Below are 19,397 nucleotides of genomic sequence, written 5' to 3'. Positions count from 1 at the left end.
ACCAACCATTTAAACTCTAATTAATACATGGAACAAAAATACACTTACAAGGATTTCACTTATATTTTAGACAAAAATAATAATCACATTGTAGAAGTTAATCCCAAAAGAGATACTCCTGAAGAAATTTACAAATATTATTCAATAACAAAAAATTCGATAACTGCATTAAAAGATTTAAAACTTTATGCTACTCATCCATTTTTGTTTAATGATTCAATTGATAGTTCTGAATTGATTTTGGATTTTAGAAATATTTCTAAAGAAAGATATATTAGTTTTTATGAAAGAATAATAAACCGTGAAGAGTTTTTAAAACACGATTTTGGAAGTTTATATGAAGAAGATAAAAAGCGAAAATTTTATGATATAAGAAATGCTATATATACAACATTCTCAAGAAATTTTGGCATAATATCATTAACCACAATACCGTTCAATATTTTAATGTGGTCTCACTATACAAATGAAACAGGTTTTGTGATTGAATTTGATACAAAAAAATTGTTAGATAGTATTAAAATCAATAAAGATGTTAACAACTATTGTTTTCGCCCAGTGCAATATGTTGAAAACATAGAATTTATTGATGTATTTTCAAAGGATTTTTCAACACCTGATGTTTCGTTTTTATATGCTACAACCATAAAAAGAAATGAATGGGAGTATGAAAACGAATGGAGATTATCTATCTATAAAAATGATATGGGTATCCCCTTCAGTAATTTGTATCCTGATACAAATGATTATGAAGGTTCTGACAATCGTTTTTTTCATTATTCACTAGATTCAATACATTCAATAAGTTTAGGAAAACACTTTTTTAATGGCAAAAATTGTGAATTCGTTAATGAGGGTAATATATTTACACTTTATAGAAGAGATGATGAAAAAAATAAAGAAAATGATGAATTATTTATTGAATTAGTTAATCACCTTGCTGAAAATTTCAATGACAATCTATATATGTCTGGTGAATATGAAAATGGAAATACTCTAGTAAGAAGTCTTGGCAAAATTAATTTAGAAAAAGTATCTGAAAATGTTTTTAAATTAATTGACTTAAAACAAATAGTGCTACAAGATTAATTTAAAACCAATAACCATAAAAGATTGAATGTATATATTATAAAATAATTGATGATATGGCAACAATAACTTTTCGTATAATGGGAATTGATGATGAAAGAAGAATTATGGATGTAATAATGCAAACCGTAAGTCGAGAGGGAAGATATATTCTTAAAATACAAAATAATCCAAATTTTGAGGATTTAATGGCTAACCAATTAGTTCAGTATAAAGTTCTGACAAGAAAGGTGATTAAAAATAAAGATGATGTAGAATCTTTTGAGTATAGCGAAGGAGATAATTTTGCTTCTGCAAAACTCAAAGGTGCTTATAAATGGGTAGAAGAAGAAAAGAAAAAACTTAATCCAGATTATTACATGAGAATGTGGAATAAATTGAGTAGCAATGTCCTACTTGCTACGCTAATTGGAGCGGCAGTTGGAGCATTATTGACAGTATCATTAACATCCTTATTAAAATAATGAATATGAGTACAGAATTTTACACACAAGCATCGAGATATGAGAATTTAGTTCGTATAGCTTTCAAGTGTTCAAGAGGAGCAAAGAACGGTGCAGATTTAAGTTTTATGCAAAATGCAATGACTATGGAAAACGGAGATTCTTTTGCAAAGCATTTAGGGAGTTTTGATAAACAATTTGATAAGGTTAAGAATTACACTTCTAAAGCATTAATTAAATTATCAAAGACAAAACCATTTTCTTCTGAAAAAGAATTTTTCTTAGACTTAGAAGGGAAAATAAATTTTGTAGGTACAACTTCTCAGTTGATGGATATTGTTAACAAATCAATAGAAAAAGTTTTGGAGTTGAGAGAATAATTTCTACCAGCTCTCCGAGACTTATGCGTAATAAATACTTTATAAATATCTTTAAACATTACTGATAGGCTGTTTAGTGTGATTTTCGTTTTACTTGGTAAAATGACATTTAATGGATCAATATGACTTTTTAGAATCAATATCAATCAAAATGAGGTATTCAAAATTAATTTTAAAATAAGATTTGTATCTAAAGAATATTTTATACGGTCTTCTACACGACAATAAAAGCTTTTTTACCCTAGCGTTCAAAGATTCTAGCCCTTATCTTTTTTTTCTGGTATATCGGTGTCAAAAAATAATTTGAGGGGCTGGAGTCTGGAAATGTTAGGAGAACGTATGAAGTTGTTTCGCTTTGCATTTTGCCAATACAATATCATAGTCAGTCACAATGAACTAAATTTTGGATTTGGTTTTATTAGCATTCTGATAAACAACATAGTTAAACCAAAAATGAATTCTGCTTCATGCTTATTAGAAATACTATCGTCATGTTTAACATGTTCATTTTGATATGTATTATAATATTCAATTGTTTTCTGAAACGTATTTCTTATTTCTTTACTTATTCCCAAATCTTTTTGATATTTACCAATTTCGGATAATTGGTTTTCAAGACTTTTATTATTACAAAACACCTCTTTTAGCAATAACTCTAATGTTAATCTTAAATTATCAACACCATCTCTTAAATCTTCATTTTTGCTATAATGATTTAATGCAATTTCAAATCTTTTTTTAGCTTTTGAAAAATTATTTAACCAATAAAGTGTTTCAGAAACTAAATCCTGTTGAGAATAATTTTTGGCTGAAAAATCATTCAAAGACTGAAAAGAAGAAAATTGTTCTAAGTTATCAAATGTGAAAGGAGATTGTATAAATTTTTGAACAATTCCTATTTCATCAATTTGCTTTTGTTTCCAATTCAGAAAAATTTCTTTTTTCTTTAATGGTAGGGAATAATTATTTACATCCTCGTATTTATATATTCTAGAATTTAGTTTTTGTATTAAAAGCTCGGTAAAAATCTTTTTTCTAAAAAAAATGATTTCTGATGATAATCTTGCTGAAATTCCTTCTAATTCAATTTCTAAATTTTCAAATTTTCCGGCATAAACAAAATTTTCAATTCTAAGATTATACTTCTTACAAAATTCATCAATATCTTCATTACTTTTAAATATTAATGGGTTTTCTTGTATTAAAAGTTTCTTTATCGTTTCATCTTGCAACGTAATTATTAATTGATTTTCCTTATGCTCAATTAATAAATTCCACACTTTTTCTGCCCAAATTTCAGTTATGAAGTTTGCAAAATATGAAATTTCACCTAAAGAATAGTCTAATACATTTGTATAATATACTCCATTAAATAAATCCTTTTCTACAGAAATTCTATTTTGTCCTTTAGTTGTTAAATTTAATTTAATTTTAAGAGGCTCTATTCTTACCTGAATAGGTTCAATAGAAATTCCTCTAATTTTTTGAATAAAATTTCCATTTTGGGAAATTTCCATTTCATTATAAAAAGCATTGACAGTTAAAGACTGATTATCAAGTTGAAATTTTTCCATTTTTTAAAAGGGTGTTGGAAGTAATTGCCTGTACCATAAAAAGTATTGGTGAAGTACGGTCTGGATTTAACTAAAAGTTCAATTCAGACTGAGCAAAGCTAATGCTTTTTCAGATTGTCTAAATTAAATAAAAGCCCCACATTTTGCCATGATAATGTTAGCAGAAGTTATATTAGATTTTAGCTCCAGTAAATTTTATTGGATAATTAGGATAACCTGAAATAAATAATAAAATTGAAATACTTTCTAAATCTTTTTCAATTTCTAATTTATAAAAATGCTCTGGTTTTTCACTAGGAAATTTTATAATGAAATTTTGTTTTTCATTTTCTTTAATTTGTTTTGACAATTTAAATTCAAATTTTACACTATTAAAATTCGAATCATTCGAAAATAAACCAATTCCTTTATGCAATATTTTCAAATAAATTTCTTCATTATTCGTAAATAAATTAAAATATCCATAATCATTTAAACCTTCATTATATTTAATTATTCCTCTGTAAATTTCTTCCATTAATATATTCTATCTTGATTAAACTTATGATTTCTTATAATTTTATATTCTACATCTGTTTTATTCAAATTTATTTATTCTATTTATAAGGTTCGAATAAAATTTATTTATTTTTTCTAAACTAGAAATTAACTCCTCTTTATTTAAGTTTACCTCATTATCTAAATATCTTGCATTTCTACGTTCATTTGATAATTTGTTGAAAGCTCGTCTTAATTCTAATTCATCTTCATGGCTAGAATTCTTATATCTTAAATTAAACGTTTGATTAATTGATTTATGATTTGATTTCATACCGATATTTTCGTTAGCTTCAAACAAAAGATTAGCTTTGGCCATTAACTCAAATGCGCTGAAAGCATTATCTATATATGCATTATGAAAATCATTATTTAACGCATAATCAGCTGTTTTTAGAAATTGTATTGAATTATCAAGTAATTTTTTACAAGACTTTTTATTATATACAAAATCAAATTTTAATTGGTAACAATCTGTAAAACGAATTATTATGATGTGTCCACAGTCTAAATATTCTTCTTCATTAATATCAATTGCTTCAACATCTTCAGAATTTGGAAAAAAATCTTTAACAGATTTGTCAACTCCTTCTTTTATTTTCACTTTAGCATTAACTTCACCATTAAGTCTAATAATATTTTGTCTTTCATCTGGAAATATTAAAGCTTGTGCAGCATATAGTTCAAAACTTTCATCTAGTGTTTTATTTTTTTTTCTTCTTTCAATTTCTGGATTAAAATAGATTTCCATTAAATTTTTGAAAGCATTTTCAACAAATATTTCATCCTGATTTTTTTCAATCATTTTTTTACAATTTCTGTTAACGCCTAAATATACGCATTACGTTAATATTAAATGTTCAAATTATTTTTACTCTCAGAGCGAGATAATGGTACATATTCTCTATATCTCATTGTCTTATAGAAAAGTATTCATATTCACAAATAATTAAGACCATGTAAATAACTTAACCCTTTTCTGGTAAACTGTTTGCTAGGTTTTATATTTTGCTTGGTAAATTGTCGATTGAGCAAGACTTGCATTGGCGTTTTTAGCGCTGTACTGTGTTCTGTTTTAAGCCTTATCTCTATAAAAGTGATAGAATTGCCAGAATTTATTTTAAAGCGGAAAAACTGGGGTACGTTTGTTGACCGTCTGAGATTATTCAGCAGCTAACTACTTTAAAAATTTTTAGAAAAAATGGAGCGGTAAGGTCTGTGTATAAAACTACCCCCTCTTTGCTCAAAAGGAAAGTCGATTTTTTAAGAGGGGGTAGGGATTCATAAATTTTCATTCTGGAAAATAATTTCCCAAAACTTTTCTATAGTCCGAAAAAGATACAATATTTTCGTAGCTGTCTTACTGATTTCTGTAAGAGCCTGCATAGCTATTAATTTATGAGAGTGGTTAAGCAAAGAAATAATTATAGTATTTTAATCAATTAAAAACTTTTTAGCTCATTTTTAAGCAAATTAATATAAAACGTTATAACTTTGCAGTGGGGAATAAATCTATAGAAAACAAAGAAACCCGTTGGTTTTCAACGGATTTCAATTAATGCTTGCAGAGAGGAAGGGATTCGAACCCTCGATACAGTTACCCGTATACTACCTTTCCAGGGTAGCTCCTTCAACCACTCGGACACCTCTCTATTTGAGACTGCAAAAATAGGCTAATTTCTGGAATCTGCAAATTATTATTTAAAATTACTCAGTAATTTCTCCACAAAGACTCTTGGTAAAGTTATCTGCAAAGGTTCCGGAATAGTTCGGATTGTCTATCAGGTGCATCGCTTTACTGATAGCACTTTCTGCCGTCATATCCTTTCCGCTGATGGCTCCGATCCTTGAAAAAATATTACTGTTTTCATACTTTCCGAACGAAATACCTCCTGAGATACACTGGCTCACCACAACGATTTCTGTTCCGTTGTTTCTGATTTCCTCAAGCGTTTCCTGTGTTTTTTCACTGCTGAAAATGGTTCCTGATCCGAAAACCTGAAGAATTAAAACCTTCATTTTAGGGATTTCTTTAAAGTGGCTCAGATGCATGCCCGGAAAAATTCTCCAGAACAGAATATCTTCAGAAATATGTTCATCCACATGAAATTCTATATCAGGATCACAACGGTAAAGATTATCTTTGATGATATTTAAATGAACGCCGGATTGTCCCAATATCGGGTAGTTCGGACTTGCATAAGCATCAAAATATTCGGCAGAATATTTTAAGGTTCTGTTTCCTCTTAATAATTTATATTCAAAATAAACGGCAACCTCCTGAATAACCGCTTCATCATTTTCATAAAGGCTGGCATAATAAAGACTTGTCAGAAGATTTTCCTTCGCATCCGTTCTCAAATCTCCGATTGGAAGCTGTGAACCTGTCATAATTACAGGTTTTCTCAGGCCCTTCAACATAAAACTTAATGCAGAAGCTGTATAAGACATCGTATCCGTTCCATGAAGGATCAAAAAACCGTCATACAGTTCATAATTTTTGAGAATATAATTAGCAATAACCTTCCATTCTTCAGGTCCCATATCCGAAGAGTCCAGTGGTTTTGCGAATGGATGGACAAACACTTCGCATTCCATTAATTTCATCTCGGGCATTTTTTCGAAAATATTTCCAAAATCAAATGCGCGGAGGCTTCCGGTTTCATAATCTTTTTCCATACCGATGGTTCCTCCGGTATAGATGAGCAGGACTTTTCGTTTCATGAATTACTTTTTTCTAAGAAATTGAGCCTCGTTCAGGTTCATAGCCCAAAATTACGTTAATTTGCAAAGATTTGAAAATGAATGGAAGATTTAGCGCAAACTTTTGAATACTTAAAGCAGTTTTTAACAGAGGAAAGACTCTCAAAAATAGAACATTTCTCCAAAGAAAGTTCCGATTTTGTTCTTCCTGTGATGGATGATGTCTACCAGTTCAGGAATGCAGCGGCTATTATAAGGTCTGTGGAAGCCTGCGCTTTCCACAAGGTAGTAGCAATGGAGGAGGAGAATGTTTTTGATCCCAATCTTACCGTAACCAAAGGTGCTGAAACCTGGGTAGAAGTAGAGAAAATGCCTAAAAATACAGCTTCATTACAGGATATCAAAGACAGAGGTTATAAAATTCTTGCCGTATCATTAGAGAAAAATGCAGTGATGCTCCCTGATTATCAGATTACGGAACCTATCGCCCTGGTATTCGGAACTGAGAAGGAAGGCGTTTCAGAAGAAGTCTTAGACTTTGCAGACGAAACATTAGCCATTCCAATGTTTGGTCTTACAAGAAGCTACAATGTTTCCGTAGCCGCAGGCATCTGTATGTACGAACTGAAGCAGAAGCTTATTAAATCAGATATTGATTATAAGCTCAATGAAGAAAAACAGATGAAAATGAAGATCCGGTGGGCTGTAAACTCAATGCGAAGTGGCCAGCAGATTTTTGAAAAATATCTTAGAGATCATAATCTGAAAATTTAGGCTGAGCTGTTGATTTATTGATGAATATACGCTTCTGATCCCTAGCCTCTCATCATTTTGGAATAATTCCAGGCCGCTACAAATACACCGGCCGTTTCTGTTCTCAGCCTTTGGTTACCAAGTGAAACTGCTTTTACATTATTGCCGGACAGAAATTGAATTTCCCTTTCAGAAAAATCTCCTTCAGGACCAATTAAAAAAGTGATCTGTTCCAAAGCAGGAATTTGGTTAAGCTCAATCCTTTCAAGCTTTTCATGACAGTGTGCCACAAAAGTATGTTGCGGATCAATGTTTTTCAAGAAATCAGTGAGTTTCACTGCATCATTGATGACAGGGAAATGAAACCTCAGACTTTGCTTGGAGGCGGCTACAGCCTGCTTTCTGATCTTATCAATATTAATATTTTTACGTTCAGTTTTCTCTGTGATAATAATACTGATCTCTGAAATACCCATTTCCACAGCTTTTTCAACAAAAAACTCAATCCTGTCGATATTTTTCGTTGGAGCAATGGCAATATGAAGTCGGGGACTAAAATCCGGAATATCTGTTTTAATTTCAGAAACTTCCAGGCCGGCTTTCTTTCCTTCAATAATTAACTTTCCGGAAGCAACAATTCCTTTGCCGTCAGTGACATGAATATCTTCACCATTTTTCATACGAAGGACTTTCACAATGTGCTGCTGTTCTTCGTCATTAATTATTGCTTTTCCATTATTGATTTCGCCAAAAAAAAGTTTCATATATTGATATTTAGAATGCGCCTGAATTTTATTTTAGAAGTGATGACTAAAAGGTAATTTCATTATCGCTTAAAAATGCTACACCGGTTTTTATCGTGGTATAAATATCACCTTCACAATCTCTGTATGAACATGCGTAAATTTCTTCAACCCACTTATTATTCATAAAAATTAAATTCAAGTATTCGTTTTTTCTTAAATTATTTTTGATGGATAAGTAATCTCCTTCTTTGGGTTCGTAAGTAAAACTAAATACATTTTCTGAATTGATCTTCTCTATGATCTCTTCCTTTATATTTTGAACATATCCAATTTCTGAACTTATCATTAAATAATCTTCGTCTTCAGATTTTTCTGTCACTTCATTTTTTCCTATAACGGTTTCTAAAACCCAGTAATATTTTGAATTTTTTTTAGAATGCGTTCCCAGTATTTTTTCTTCTAATAATATTTTCATAAATCATATTTTGCAGTTGCGGAAGTTCTCAGATCCGTAAATTCACCTCTTTCAAACTTCAATTGAGCAACCATGGCAATCATCGCAGCATTATCAGTTGTATATTCAAATTTTGGAATGTAGATATTCCAGCCTAATTTTTCATGATTGTCCTCCATTGCTTTTCTCAAAGCAGAATTGGCAGAAACTCCACCGGCGATGGCCACTTCTTTTATATTTAATTCTTTGGCTGCTTTTTCAAGTTTAGCCATCAAAATCTCAATAATTGTTCTTTGAACCGATGCACACAGATCATTCAGGTTTTCTTTAATAAAATCCGGATTTTTTTTCACCTCTTTCTGAATAAAATAAAGAACTGAAGTTTTAATTCCGCTGAATGAATAATCATAATTCTCCATTCTGGGCTTGTTGAATGTAAAAGCATCAGCATTTCCTTCTTTGGCGAGTCGGTCTATAATAGGTCCGGCAGGATAATCAAGGTCAAAAATCTTTCCAATCTTGTCAAAAGCCTCTCCTGCAGCATCATCTATTGTTTTACCTATAATTTCCATATCAAAATAATCCTTCACCAATACAATCATCGTATGACCTCCGCTAACCGTAAGACACAGGAAAGGGAATTGAGGCGGCATAGGATTTGCATCCTCAATGAAATGGGCTAAAATGTGTGCCTGGAGATGATTTACTTCAATTAATGGAACATTTAAGCTCATTGCCAAAGACTTAGCAAATGATGTTCCTACAAGAAGTGATCCTAAAAGTCCGGGACCGCGTGTAAATCCTATAGCTGAAATAGCATTTTGTTGTATATTTGCTTTAGTAAGAGATTTTTCAACAACGGGGATTATATTTTGCTGATGCGCTCGCGATGCCAGTTCCGGAACCACACCTCCATATTCTTTGTGGATGGCCTGATTCGCAGCAATGTTGGACAGAATACAGTTTCCCTTGATGATAGCTGCTGAGGTGTCGTCGCAGGACGATTCAATACCTAAAATTATAGAGTCGCTCATAATAATGGCAAAGTTAGAGAATAATAACGAGAATGAGAATAAAAAATCAGTAGCTGAGAACCTAAGTGATCAGGTACAGAAGACTGTTGAAGATGTAGAAGGGGCTGTAAAGGAGACCGTTAAAGAAGCATCTGAGCTGGCATCAGATGCTATTCATCATCCTGTAGAGACCGCTGAGGAATTTGGGAAGCAGGCAGTAAAAGATGTCACCAGCTATTCCTGGTGGGCAAAGCTTCTTCTGATCCTTTTCTGGCTGGGGGTTATTCTTGTTGGAGGAATACTTATTGCCATTAATCTCCCGGTAACCAAACGTTGGGCAGCCAATCAGGCGCTCCAGATCGTAAACAAGGATTTTAAAGCCGGGATGTCTACAGAAAGTGTAGAAGTAGATTATTTTGGAGATGTCACCATAAAAGGATTAAAAATAAAAGACTACAAAGGTCTTGAATTCATCAAAGTAAGAGAATTCCGTGCAAATTCAGATTGGATGTCTCTCGCTTACAATGCTATTTCCGGAAACAGCAATTCACTAAGCTTTAATTCCCTTACCCTTGTTAATGCAGATGTAAAGGTCATAACGTATAAAGGGGATAGTATTTCCAATTTTATCAGATTTACACAGCTCTTCGACAGCGGAAAGAAAAGAGACCCGAAGAAACCTCCATTTCAGCTGGATTCCCGTGTACAGATCATTGATTCAAAGGTTTCAATTGTGAGTCAAAACTCTCCGGGAGATCCCGGGAAATGGCTTACTGCCACAAAATTTAATTTAAAGGCACCTAATGTAAAGGTCAACGGAGGCAATATTTCGGCATTGATCAATAATATGTCCTTCGTCACTGCCAGATGGGGGAAATCTCATTTTGTAGATACCTTTTCTACTGAACTTTCTTTAACGAATGAGTTTCTGTCATTAAAAGATCTTACCCTGAATACAGACCATTCACTGCTCCAGGGAAATATCAAATTTAATCTCCATGACGGTTCATGGTCAGATTTTGCAGACCGGGTTCGCTGGGATATGGAAATCCAGCAGGGAAGCCAGCTAAGCGGCTATGATATCAGCTACTTTGTGACGAACTGGGATAACTTTAAACCATTCAACCTTGCCGGAAAAATGACCGGCCCATTGAATAAATTCCATCTGGAAAATTTCCTGATCAGAAATCCTGATGTTAATATCGCGACCAAAACAATGAAGGTTGACAGGCTGCTGGAAGGGAATTTTTCCATTGAAACAAACGACCTTTCTACTGATTTTACTTACAAAGATCTCAAAGCGATGATGCCTTCATTTATTTCTAAAAAGATGAAGAATTTTGCAGATGATTTTGGAAAACTGAAGTATAACGGAACGGCAAAGGTAAATCCGGACCAGGTATATGTTGCCAGTGGAAACCTGATGACCGGAATAGGGCAGGCTAAGATCACTAAACTTTCGCTTACCGGATACAGCACGGCAATGCCTAAATATTCAGGATTTGTGGATGTAAAAGATCTCAATACCTCTGTCATCACCAAAAGTAAAGCTGTGGGCCTGATCTCCGGTAAATTTGATATTAATGGGCAGAGTTTTGACGTCAATACAATGCGTCTGACCACGAAATCCCAGATCACCAGCATTGAAATTATGGATAAACAGATCAGTAATCTGTATCTTGACGGATTATTAGATCATAAAAAATATAACGGACTCATCACTGTGAATGATGAACAGGCCAAAGCAACGATTAAAGGACTTATTGATTTCAGTACCTCAAGGGTTGCTATGGATGTAAATGCGGATGTCACTTACCTGAATATGAATTATTTTACCAATAAACCTGGAAACCAGATCGTGAGCGGACGGGTAGAAGGTAAAATGTCCATGTCTGATATTAACGATTTGACTTTGGATGTGGATGCCAACGATCTTCACTTTGCTACAGCTACGCAAAAATATATTATTCCAACTGCGAAACTAAAAACTTTTGTAGAAGCCGGCGGACGTGTCATTGATGTTGATGCGCCTGGTGCGGCAAGCGGGAAGATATCAGGAAGATATAACCTTGCCGATCTTGCAGGTATGGTAGAGAATGGAATCGGAAGAATCCTGGTAGGCCCGCCACCGAGAAAACTATACAGGGGTCAGAATTTTAAAATGAATTTTGATGTTCAGCAGGGTGTTGTGAATTACTTTCTGCCTGATCTTAAGCTTCCGCAGGGTGCTGTGGTAGAAGGAGAGTATAACGGAGATTCAAATGATCTGATCCTGAATCTGGATGCCGCCTCTCTGAAGTATATCATGACGAAGAAGGAAGAGATCTCGGATGCGGACAAAGCTTTGGCAGCCGCCAATCCTGAATATAAGATTAATGACCGAAATAGTATTTCCAGAGACAGCGCAATGATCGACAGTGTTATGGTAAGAATTAATACAGCAAATCTTAACGAACAGCTGTATGCAAGAATTAGTAAACTGGAATACAATAAAAACATTATCAAAGATTTTGAACTTAAAGGTAAAAATGAAAACAATACAGCTCTTCATCTGGCCACTACATTCAAGCATGGAAGTCCGGAAGATGAGCTGAATGAAAATCTTAAAGCTTATGCCATTAATGTAGATCAGTCTACAAATGCTGCCGGTGACTATGTTTTTAGATTTGAGCCTACAGAAGTTAAATTCAATGAGGTTACCTGGGCAATAGATACTAGTCCTGAGTTGGATCATTCCATTACATACAGAAAAAACGAAGGAGATTTCGATATCAGGAACCTGCGTATATACTCAGATAAAAGCGCCCTGTTTATCAAAGAAGCACAGTTCAAATCTGCCAAAGACTTTTATGTAGATGCGGATATTGAAGAATTTGCTGTTGAAAAGCTTCTTGAAATGCAGTCCGGAGGAAACCCTATGGGAATAAAAGGTCTGGCGAACGGAAGTGTAAAGATCAAAATGGATAAAAGCACTTTGCAGCCACTCGTAGATCTTACCGTAGATAATATCGTTATGAACGGAAATCAGATGGGTGACCTTACTATTTCTGCTACAAACGGTTTCTCTTTGAATGTGTATGACGTGGATGTAAAAGTGGCTTCGGCAGGAATTCTGGGAAATAATAATCTTCATCTGACAGGGACTGTAAATAATAATACTGCTTCTCCTACAATTGACCTGACTGCGGAAATGCGTGATTTTGATCTTGCCTTTACCCAGCAGTTTGTTCAGACTGTTTTCGGAAACATCAGAGGAAAAGCAACAGGTGATCTGAAGATCAACGGGAAATTAAGCGATCTTGATTATAGCGGAGATATTGCTTTAAAAGGTTTCGGTTTAAAGCTACTGTTCACCGGAGTAGATTATTCATTTGATGATACTGTGATTCCGCTTTCCCGTGGACTTGCCATTCTTAACAATATTGAAGTTCATGATGGAAGATCCAATTCTAAAGGAACAATTTCCGGTGCCATCCAGTTTGAAACAATTTCGTCAATGGGGGTCAACCTGGTAATGAGAGCGGATAATCTCCTAATGCTGAATACAACTCAGAAAGATTATGATCTGTTCTGGGGAAGAGTTTATGGTCAGGGTGATCTTTATGTAGATGGGCCTGTTTCCGGATTGAGTATAACTACCCCTAATATGAAGGCACTGAACGGAAGTAACTTTACCTTTAATTCCAGTTCGACTTCCAACGTTGAAGAGTTCAAAATGCTGAGATTCCTGAAAGAAGGAAAAGACGGGCTTATAACGTTGGAAGAAAAGAAAAAGACGGGAGCTAATATGTACATCGACTTCAGTCTTGATGTGGATAAAGGAACTACAGTGAATGTCCTTGTAGGTGACGATGTAGGTAATATTACCGTAAAAGGAACTGCCGACAGACTGAGGTTCCAGATGGGCAGACAGGGTGGCATTGCCATGAACGGTACTTATAAAGTAGATAACGGAACATTTGTTTCCAAAGCTATTCTTAATAAAACATTCCAGATAGAAAAGAACAGCAGCATCAGATGGGATGGCGATGCAATGAAGCCGGCACTGGATATTACAGCCAATTATGTAAGAATGGTTTCCAATGCAGGTGAATATTTAAGCATGGGGAAACTGCAGCCAATCAGTGTGCTGCTTCAGGCTAATATTACCCAGTCTCTGATCAATCCGAAAATTGATCTGAATGTGACTGCGCTTGATGTTTCCAGCCAGGTAAAAGAGACATTGGCGGCCAAGATGAGCCAGGAAGGTGAAAAAGTGCTTCAGTTTGGTTCTGTCCTGCTGCTGAGCACCTTTAATGTTTCCAACAGTGGAGGTGTGGATTTTGATGTAGCGGGCGTAGCAGAATCATCTGGATACAACATGCTTCTGAAGCAGCTTGGATCCGTTCTTAATACAATGAGTAATGAATTCCAGATCGATTTGAATTATGTAAAAGGTGATCAAAATTCCAACACTGGTGACCGGGCCAATGCCGGGGTAAGTGTAGCCCTTTCACCAAGGGTAAATATTAAAACCGGACTTGGGATTCCGCTGACAAAAACGGAGGGTACACAGACCAATTACCTGTCTGGTGAGGGTTCTATTGAATACGACGTTTCTAAAAAGAATGACGGAAGTCTTGTTTTAAGAGGGTATTCCAAGCCTACCAATATTGGGATGGTAAGTACCAATGGTTCTGCAAATCAGGCCTATGGTGGGGGAGTTGTGTGGAGTAAAAGCTTTAATTCTCTCTTTAAAAAGAAGAAAAAAGATAAAAAACAGATGGAAGCCAAAACGGAAATAAAAACAGATTCTACAAAATCAACTAGTAAATAATCGTAATATTTTAATGATTTTTATCATCCGTGTTAATTATTGTTAATATTTAATATAATTTTTTTAGTTAAATTATTTTTTATAAATTTGCAACAAATACATAGATTTTTTAAGAAAATTGTAATTTAACTAATATGAACTATCAACTGGACGAAATAGACAAGAAAATTCTTGATTTCTTAGTCGAAAACACAAGAATGCCTTTTACTGAAATTGCAAAACAGATGGATGTTTCTGCTGGAACAATTCACGTAAGAGTGAAAAAAATGGAGGATGCAGGTATTATTTTGGGATCATCTCTTAATATCGATTATGGCAAGCTGGATTATCACTTTACAGCTTTCATTGGAATCCTTTTGACAAAATCAAACCGCACTCAAGAGGTATTGAAAGAACTATCAGTACTTCCAAACGTAATCGAAGCTAGTGTTATTTCTGGAAAATATAATATTTTCTGTAAAGTAAGAGCTAAGAATACGGAAGATGCGAAAAGAATTATCTATCAGATAGACGACATTCAAGATGTAATGAGAACCGAAAGTATGATTTCTATGGAAGAGTACTTAAGCGACAAAAACAGATTGATTAACGCTATTTCTATATAATTCAAATTTTAAACGAATATTATATTAAAGAACTTATGAATATATTCATAAGTTCTTTATTTTTGTACCTATGGAAGAATACAGTTACTTTGACGAGGATCCTAAGAAAGGGTGGGGCTTTATTTTGGCGTTTGCAGCATTGATGCTGTTCACCATTATGGGGCTGGGAATTGATCTCGATGAATATCTTCAGCATGAATATCTTCAGATTCCTAGATGGTATTTTTTTGTTATCTTTTCCATTGATGTACTAATGATGATTGGGCTTATCCTGATGTTTTTCTACAGAAAAATCGGGATTTTTATGTTCCCTGCATTGCTGGTCCTGCATTTTTTTATGCATAATTATTACCTGTCCACATTCTTGTATACAGATGTAACCAATCTATTCCTATTTACGGGCTTCGGGATGCTGGCGATTATTCCGAAGTGGAAGTTTTTCCGATAGAAGCTTGATGGATCTAGCTTCTTAATTCCTGCCTATAAAAATGTATTGCCTTTTGTTTTAAAGGGCTTTTACTCCATGTTTCCCATTTTCCTGAATATGGATCGTAGCCGCATTTCAGAGGCTTAGAAGCGTCTAGTCCTTCTTTATTTATATGATTACGCTCTGTATAAGCTCTACAGTCTGTGCAGACATATCTGAACTCACAGTCTTTACAGGTTTCTATGTGATCTTTGGTAAGATTCCAGTATTTTCTGAATTCAGGCTTTATCAGTGCATCTTCGAGACTGATATCATTGATGTTTCCAAAGCTTTCAGCCATTAAGGGACAATTTTTGATGTTGCCGTTTATATCTATTCCTATTTTTTTGTGGAGACAGGAATTGTGATTTAACGCTTCTGAAACTTTTGAAATATTAGTGTTGAAATATTTCAGATTTACTTTTCCGCAGGATGAAATTTGTACTTCTTCTTCAGTAAACTGTAAGCTAAATCTGAATTCATCCTTTATTCTGAAAGGGCTTTTCCCACAACTATAAAATACGATATTATATATTCTCTCTGTATTCTTATGCAGGGTATTTATAAAGAGCTTATTTACATTGTTATGGAATGGAGAAAAGATTTCAATGCCAGATAAAACAGAAGTGGCAAAGATCTGATCAATCTTTATAAAATCTTCAGCTGTGAATTTTTTTGTGCTGTAAAGAACCAAATGCTTTATCCTAAGATGTTCTACCGATTGTTTTATTTTTTTCAAAACAGAGATTCCAGAAAACTCTATAAAAATTTCAGAAAGAATACTGGGCTCTTCATATTCATAGGAAAGAGTCGGGAAATTTTTGTCCCAATTATCCTCTGTAATAAATCCATATTCACTTTGCAACAAAATATTTAAATATTCCTTAACCATAACTTTGGATTCGTCGTCGTAACCATCGATAACATTTTCTATGCTGTGGTTTCTTAATTCCTCCATGATGTCATATAACTCCAAAGGGTAGAGTTCCGAGACATTCCTTTGAAGATCTGAGATTAAAATTCTGCCTGCTCCTCTCGTAACTAATATATTTGAAAACAAATTAAAATATCTCATAATAATCGGATCAGTGGTTTTACAGGCTTCTCCCTGACATAAAAATCGCTTTGGTATTTTTCACTTTTCAGTATACATAGTGTATTGCTGTCGATTTTTTTAGTGCTTTTATGTTCAAAATATTCCATCTGTTTAAATGATAAAGGCAGTTTATGCTTTTCTCCAAAATTTTCTTTCATAAATAATCAGCAATTTTTTTAAATAGGGGATAATTACAGTGATAGGCTACATTTGCAAACTGTCCTACAGGATTTACCTCCAAGAAGTAGTACAAATCTCCGCTTTTAATAAAATCCAAAGAGCCACAATTAAGATCCAGTGTCTGCATCAGCTTTTGAACCTTGGTCTCTATTTCTTTCGGAAGACTGTATCTGATATTTCTATTAGGCTTTTCATTATTATATTTTCTGAAATCTGTTTTAGTCTGGTCATCATTCTGAGAAAAAATAGCCATTGAATAACATTCACCGTTCAAATAAAAAGTTCTGATCTCAAAATCCTTTTCTATTTTTTCCTGAAAAAAAGAAATAAAGAATTCTTCTTTTTCCGTTTCTTCAATAATTGTCGTGTACATGATTCCGTCCAGATTTTCAGATATATTATCCAATATCACATTACCTGTGATTGATTTTGTAATGGTTTTATTCAGGATAACCTCCTGGGTATTTTCAGCCAGAAAATACTCAGGAACATTTAGCCCTATATTCTGTGCATACTCTAATACCAGGAGTTTATTGACGTGACTGTTGCTTTGCTTGTTGATATGCTTTTTGGATTCTAAAGTCTTAAGTATATAATCTTCCAGCCAGTGCTGGGCTTCATTCATATAGATATTAACAGAATTGTTGATGTATTGATAGCGTTTGAACAAAAGCCCTCCTCTTCTGTACCACACGCTTTGTATATCATCAAGAAAGAAGCTGTTTTTCTGGCTTTGCAGAAAGAACCGCTTTTTGTCAACTTTAATGTCAAAAAACTCATCATCATTCACAAGAATAAAGTCTTTCTTAAGTGCTGCCAGCCAACGTATAACTTCTATCGTTGTTCTGTCGTTATTATCAGAAAATATCAGTATCATTTGGTTTTCAGGCTATCAGAAAAGTCTTTTGCTATTTTGTTTCTATATTTCAAGCTTGGCAGTCCTATACTTTTCCTGTTCCGGTTTACTTTAGCTGAATCGGTTATATTTTGATATCCCATATATACTCCATAAGTACGAGGAATTTTGTGATGCATATTGTTTCGGTCCACCATAGCAGCGTAATCTCGTGGAGGACACTCGCCGGACTTTACATATTCCAGTATTTTTGTTTTGAAGTAAGGATAGTATTCTTCATAATCTGCCATATGAAGAAGTATTACATCCATAGGCATAAAAGTATCCTTGTAATATAAACCTATTTTCTGCATGGAAGGATAGCCATAATTCTTAAAGGCCCATTTCAGAAGTTCGATATTTTTCAGGTCATTTTCAAATATATCGGAAATGTTGGAACGTCTATTATACTGATCCCGGCCTATTGCTACTACAAAAGAATCAATCAGCATCTTGTCATGTTTACTTTCCCATTGTGCAATTTTCTGTTCTATGTTCAGGCTATCAATTCCATATTTTTTATAAAGCTTAATGAATTCCTTATCTTCCTTTTTATATCTCCAGTAAGGAGCAATTAAAGGGATAAGCTGATAAAGGCTTTTTTTTCCTCCGAAACTTTTATTATATCTGTCGGAAATTCTGATATAGGTCTCATATTCTTCAATCCGTTCCTGATTGAGGGGCTTGTATTTCCTGAACAGTTTTCTGTATTTTTTTATTGCTTTTTCAGGCTGTTTGGCCATTCTGTAAATGCTGTCGATCTCGTTTACTTTGTTGTAGTAAGTGATATAATCCCTGCTTTTACAGCAGTAAAAGAAAAAACAGATAATTATAGAAGTTAGACTCAGGTATCTGATATGTTGATTTTGTTTCATATATAGGATTTCCTTACACAATAATTAATTATTAAACTGTTTGAACAGATAAACAAACAGGACCACAAGCGGCCCTGTTTGTAGTCTAAACCTGATTAATAAGCAGTAGTAGGATTGGGTCCTTCAATAACCAGAGTCATTGTTTTTATACCGTCTTTATAATAAACAGTATCAGAGCTGTTGCTACCAGATGAAGACTGTGATGAAGTTCGCGCTGAATCATCTCCTCCACGGATAGACTGTAAATCCTTAAGTTGTTTGTTTTCTAATGAAGAAAAGCCATTCTTCATTCCTTGAAGCTTTTTCATAATTGAATAATTTTTTTGTTAAAATCTGTGTTGTCATATAAACCCTGACATGGGTTTTGTCATTCTCTTGTTTCATCCCATACTGTACACTTACAGGCGAAATATCGAATTTCAATCAACGTTGATCTTTTCAAAACTATAAATTATTATATCCCTTAAATGTGATTAAATGTGTAGTTTTTTTGTGAATTCATAATGGGTTGATATCGTATTGTACATGTTTAAATAATCTTAAGAATTATAGATGTTGTAAAATTTTATTAACCGCAGATTGTGAAAATATGAGGTTTGTATTATAAAATTGATTCATTAGGAAATACTCTGATATCAATGTTGTACACGACGATGAATATATTGTGCATACAAAAAAATGGGTATATAAAATACAGTAAATCATGACCAGATCATTTATTTTTTCATCTATTTTTGCATTTAATAGCTAGATCAAAACTTAAATGGCAAAA

The 19,397-nt window shown here is 33.7% G+C and carries 19 protein-coding genes and 1 tRNA gene; 7 read left to right on the top strand and 13 right to left on the bottom strand.

Annotation, left to right across the window (positions count from 1 at the left end; translation table 11 throughout):
• Positions 1–27: 27 nt before the first annotated feature.
• From J2T03_RS08920 to J2T03_RS08910, 3 genes are read left to right on the top strand one after another with little or no spacing between them, the layout of a single operon-like run.
• Entirely contained in the window at positions 28–1,089 is a 1,062-nt protein-coding gene (locus J2T03_RS08920) for a DUF2971 domain-containing protein (protein WP_307210791.1), read from the top strand.
• A gap of 56 nt (positions 1,090–1,145) precedes the next feature.
• Positions 1,146–1,553, top strand: coding sequence for a hypothetical protein (locus J2T03_RS08915; RefSeq protein ID WP_307210790.1), 408 nt, complete (start codon positions 1,146–1,148; stop codon positions 1,551–1,553).
• Between the two features lie 5 nt (positions 1,554–1,558).
• Positions 1,559–1,912 carry a hypothetical protein gene (locus J2T03_RS08910; RefSeq protein WP_307210789.1) on the top strand — a complete coding sequence of 118 codons (354 nt, stop codon included), beginning with the start codon at positions 1,559–1,561 and terminating at the stop codon, positions 1,910–1,912.
• A 386-nt stretch (positions 1,913–2,298) separates the two neighbouring features.
• Here J2T03_RS08910 and J2T03_RS08905 read toward each other — a convergent pair whose 3' ends face one another.
• The 5 genes from J2T03_RS08905 to J2T03_RS08885 all read right to left on the bottom strand — a co-directional run bounded on the left by J2T03_RS08905 (position 2,299) and on the right by J2T03_RS08885 (position 6,747).
• Positions 2,299–3,486 carry a hypothetical protein gene (locus J2T03_RS08905; RefSeq protein ID WP_307210788.1) on the bottom strand — a complete coding sequence of 396 codons (1,188 nt, stop codon included), beginning with the start codon at positions 3,484–3,486 and terminating at the stop codon, positions 2,299–2,301.
• Positions 3,487–3,658: 172 nt separating this feature from the next.
• Complete coding sequence (locus tag J2T03_RS08900) at positions 3,659–4,003, bottom strand: hypothetical protein (protein ID WP_307210787.1); 345 nt, start codon at positions 4,001–4,003, stop codon at positions 3,659–3,661.
• Positions 4,004–4,063: 60 nt separating this feature from the next.
• Positions 4,064–4,828 (bottom strand): HEPN domain-containing protein, encoded by a 765-nt coding sequence (locus tag J2T03_RS08895; protein WP_307210786.1) that lies wholly within the window; start codon positions 4,826–4,828, stop codon positions 4,064–4,066.
• Between the two features lie 760 nt (positions 4,829–5,588).
• Positions 5,589–5,675 (bottom strand) — tRNA-Ser (locus J2T03_RS08890).
• 55 nt (positions 5,676–5,730) lie between these two features.
• The gene (locus J2T03_RS08885; RefSeq protein WP_223558439.1) at positions 5,731–6,747 is read right to left on the bottom strand and encodes an asparaginase; all 1,017 of its coding nucleotides are present in this window, start codon (positions 6,745–6,747) and stop codon (positions 5,731–5,733) included.
• Positions 6,748–6,828: 81 nt separating this feature from the next.
• On the opposite strand from J2T03_RS08885, the gene J2T03_RS08880 reads away from it, so the two are divergent.
• Positions 6,829–7,500 (top strand): TrmH family RNA methyltransferase, encoded by a 672-nt coding sequence (locus J2T03_RS08880; RefSeq protein ID WP_306843972.1) that lies wholly within the window; start codon positions 6,829–6,831, stop codon positions 7,498–7,500.
• 41 nt (positions 7,501–7,541) lie between these two features.
• On the opposite strand, the gene J2T03_RS08875 is transcribed toward J2T03_RS08880, so the two are convergent.
• The 3 genes from J2T03_RS08875 to tsaD are packed head-to-tail and all read right to left on the bottom strand — an operon-like array spanning position 7,542 to position 9,713.
• Entirely contained in the window at positions 7,542–8,243 is a 702-nt protein-coding gene (locus J2T03_RS08875; protein WP_307210785.1) for an RsmE family RNA methyltransferase, read from the bottom strand.
• Positions 8,244–8,289: 46 nt separating this feature from the next.
• Positions 8,290–8,700 carry a hypothetical protein gene (locus J2T03_RS08870; protein ID WP_306843975.1) on the bottom strand — a complete coding sequence of 137 codons (411 nt, stop codon included), beginning with the start codon at positions 8,698–8,700 and terminating at the stop codon, positions 8,290–8,292.
• Positions 8,697–9,713, bottom strand: coding sequence for a tRNA (adenosine(37)-N6)-threonylcarbamoyltransferase complex transferase subunit TsaD (gene tsaD, locus J2T03_RS08865; protein ID WP_306843976.1), 1,017 nt, complete (start codon positions 9,711–9,713; stop codon positions 8,697–8,699). The genes J2T03_RS08870 and tsaD overlap by 4 nt, the downstream gene beginning before the upstream one ends.
• A gap of 4 nt (positions 9,714–9,717) precedes the next feature.
• Here tsaD and J2T03_RS08860 point away from each other — a divergent pair, with 4 nt between their 5' ends.
• From J2T03_RS08860 to J2T03_RS08850, 3 genes are all read left to right on the top strand, one after another.
• Positions 9,718–14,508, top strand: a complete 4,791-nt coding sequence (locus J2T03_RS08860; protein WP_307210784.1) for a translocation/assembly module TamB domain-containing protein — start codon at positions 9,718–9,720, stop codon at positions 14,506–14,508.
• A 134-nt stretch (positions 14,509–14,642) separates the two neighbouring features.
• A complete protein-coding gene (locus tag J2T03_RS08855; protein WP_034703315.1) occupies positions 14,643–15,113 on the top strand; it encodes an Lrp/AsnC family transcriptional regulator in 471 nt (156 codons plus the stop codon).
• A 70-nt stretch (positions 15,114–15,183) separates the two neighbouring features.
• The gene (locus J2T03_RS08850) at positions 15,184–15,561 is read left to right on the top strand and encodes a hypothetical protein (RefSeq protein WP_306843987.1); all 378 of its coding nucleotides are present in this window, start codon (positions 15,184–15,186) and stop codon (positions 15,559–15,561) included.
• A 13-nt stretch (positions 15,562–15,574) separates the two neighbouring features.
• Here J2T03_RS08850 and gwsS read toward each other — a convergent pair whose 3' ends face one another.
• The 5 genes from gwsS to J2T03_RS08825 all read right to left on the bottom strand — a co-directional run bounded on the left by gwsS (position 15,575) and on the right by J2T03_RS08825 (position 18,933).
• On the bottom strand, positions 15,575–16,654 hold the full coding sequence (gene gwsS / locus J2T03_RS08845) for a grasp-with-spasm system SPASM domain peptide maturase (protein ID WP_307210783.1): 1,080 nt from the start codon (positions 16,652–16,654) through the stop codon (positions 15,575–15,577).
• Positions 16,651–16,833 (bottom strand): hypothetical protein, encoded by a 183-nt coding sequence (locus tag J2T03_RS08840; RefSeq protein ID WP_306843991.1) that lies wholly within the window; start codon positions 16,831–16,833, stop codon positions 16,651–16,653. The genes gwsS and J2T03_RS08840 overlap by 4 nt, the downstream gene beginning before the upstream one ends.
• The gene (gene gwsG / locus J2T03_RS08835) at positions 16,830–17,732 is read right to left on the bottom strand and encodes a grasp-with-spasm system ATP-grasp peptide maturase (RefSeq protein ID WP_307210782.1); all 903 of its coding nucleotides are present in this window, start codon (positions 17,730–17,732) and stop codon (positions 16,830–16,832) included. Before gwsG ends, J2T03_RS08840 begins: the two co-directional genes overlap by 4 nt.
• Complete coding sequence (locus tag J2T03_RS08830) at positions 17,729–18,625, bottom strand: hypothetical protein (RefSeq protein ID WP_307210780.1); 897 nt, start codon at positions 18,623–18,625, stop codon at positions 17,729–17,731. Before J2T03_RS08830 ends, gwsG begins: the two co-directional genes overlap by 4 nt.
• 95 nt (positions 18,626–18,720) lie before the next feature.
• Positions 18,721–18,933: a TIGR04139 family peptide modification target gene (locus J2T03_RS08825; RefSeq protein WP_307210778.1), complete on the bottom strand. Its 213-nt coding sequence runs from the start codon at positions 18,931–18,933 to the stop codon at positions 18,721–18,723.
• Between the last annotated feature and the right edge of the window lie 464 nt (positions 18,934–19,397).

The sequence above is a fragment of the Chryseobacterium lathyri genome (assembly GCF_030812195.1).
GTDB lineage: Bacteria > Bacteroidota > Bacteroidia > Flavobacteriales > Weeksellaceae > Chryseobacterium > Chryseobacterium lathyri_A.
Note: the sequence above shows the minus strand (reverse complement) of the source record. Positions and strands in the feature narration are given on the sequence as shown.

Bases quoted from the DNA above. Each gene is read 5' to 3' on its own strand.
- J2T03_RS08920 (WP_307210791.1), top strand. From the start codon at position 28: ATGGAACAAAAATACACTTACAAGGATTTCACTTATATTTTAGACAAA.
- J2T03_RS08915 (WP_307210790.1), top strand. From the start codon at position 1,146: ATGGCAACAATAACTTTTCGTATAATGGGAATTGATGATGAAAGAAGA.
- J2T03_RS08910 (WP_307210789.1), top strand. From the start codon at position 1,559: ATGAGTACAGAATTTTACACACAAGCATCGAGATATGAGAATTTAGTT.
- J2T03_RS08905 (WP_307210788.1), bottom strand. From the start codon at position 3,486: ATGGAAAAATTTCAACTTGATAATCAGTCTTTAACTGTCAATGCTTTT.
- J2T03_RS08900 (WP_307210787.1), bottom strand. From the start codon at position 4,003: ATGGAAGAAATTTACAGAGGAATAATTAAATATAATGAAGGTTTAAAT.
- J2T03_RS08895 (WP_307210786.1), bottom strand. From the start codon at position 4,828: ATGATTGAAAAAAATCAGGATGAAATATTTGTTGAAAATGCTTTCAAA.
- J2T03_RS08885 (WP_223558439.1), bottom strand. From the start codon at position 6,747: ATGAAACGAAAAGTCCTGCTCATCTATACCGGAGGAACCATCGGTATG.
- J2T03_RS08880 (WP_306843972.1), top strand. From the start codon at position 6,829: ATGGAAGATTTAGCGCAAACTTTTGAATACTTAAAGCAGTTTTTAACA.
- J2T03_RS08875 (WP_307210785.1), bottom strand. From the start codon at position 8,243: ATGAAACTTTTTTTTGGCGAAATCAATAATGGAAAAGCAATAATTAAT.
- J2T03_RS08870 (WP_306843975.1), bottom strand. From the start codon at position 8,700: ATGAAAATATTATTAGAAGAAAAAATACTGGGAACGCATTCTAAAAAA.
- tsaD (WP_306843976.1), bottom strand. From the start codon at position 9,713: ATGAGCGACTCTATAATTTTAGGTATTGAATCGTCCTGCGACGACACC.
- J2T03_RS08860 (WP_307210784.1), top strand. From the start codon at position 9,718: ATGGCAAAGTTAGAGAATAATAACGAGAATGAGAATAAAAAATCAGTA.
- J2T03_RS08855 (WP_034703315.1), top strand. From the start codon at position 14,643: ATGAACTATCAACTGGACGAAATAGACAAGAAAATTCTTGATTTCTTA.
- J2T03_RS08850 (WP_306843987.1), top strand. From the start codon at position 15,184: ATGGAAGAATACAGTTACTTTGACGAGGATCCTAAGAAAGGGTGGGGC.
- gwsS (WP_307210783.1), bottom strand. From the start codon at position 16,654: ATGAGATATTTTAATTTGTTTTCAAATATATTAGTTACGAGAGGAGCA.
- J2T03_RS08840 (WP_306843991.1), bottom strand. From the start codon at position 16,833: ATGAAAGAAAATTTTGGAGAAAAGCATAAACTGCCTTTATCATTTAAA.
- gwsG (WP_307210782.1), bottom strand. From the start codon at position 17,732: ATGATACTGATATTTTCTGATAATAACGACAGAACAACGATAGAAGTT.
- J2T03_RS08830 (WP_307210780.1), bottom strand. From the start codon at position 18,625: ATGAAACAAAATCAACATATCAGATACCTGAGTCTAACTTCTATAATT.
- J2T03_RS08825 (WP_307210778.1), bottom strand. From the start codon at position 18,933: ATGAAAAAGCTTCAAGGAATGAAGAATGGCTTTTCTTCATTAGAAAAC.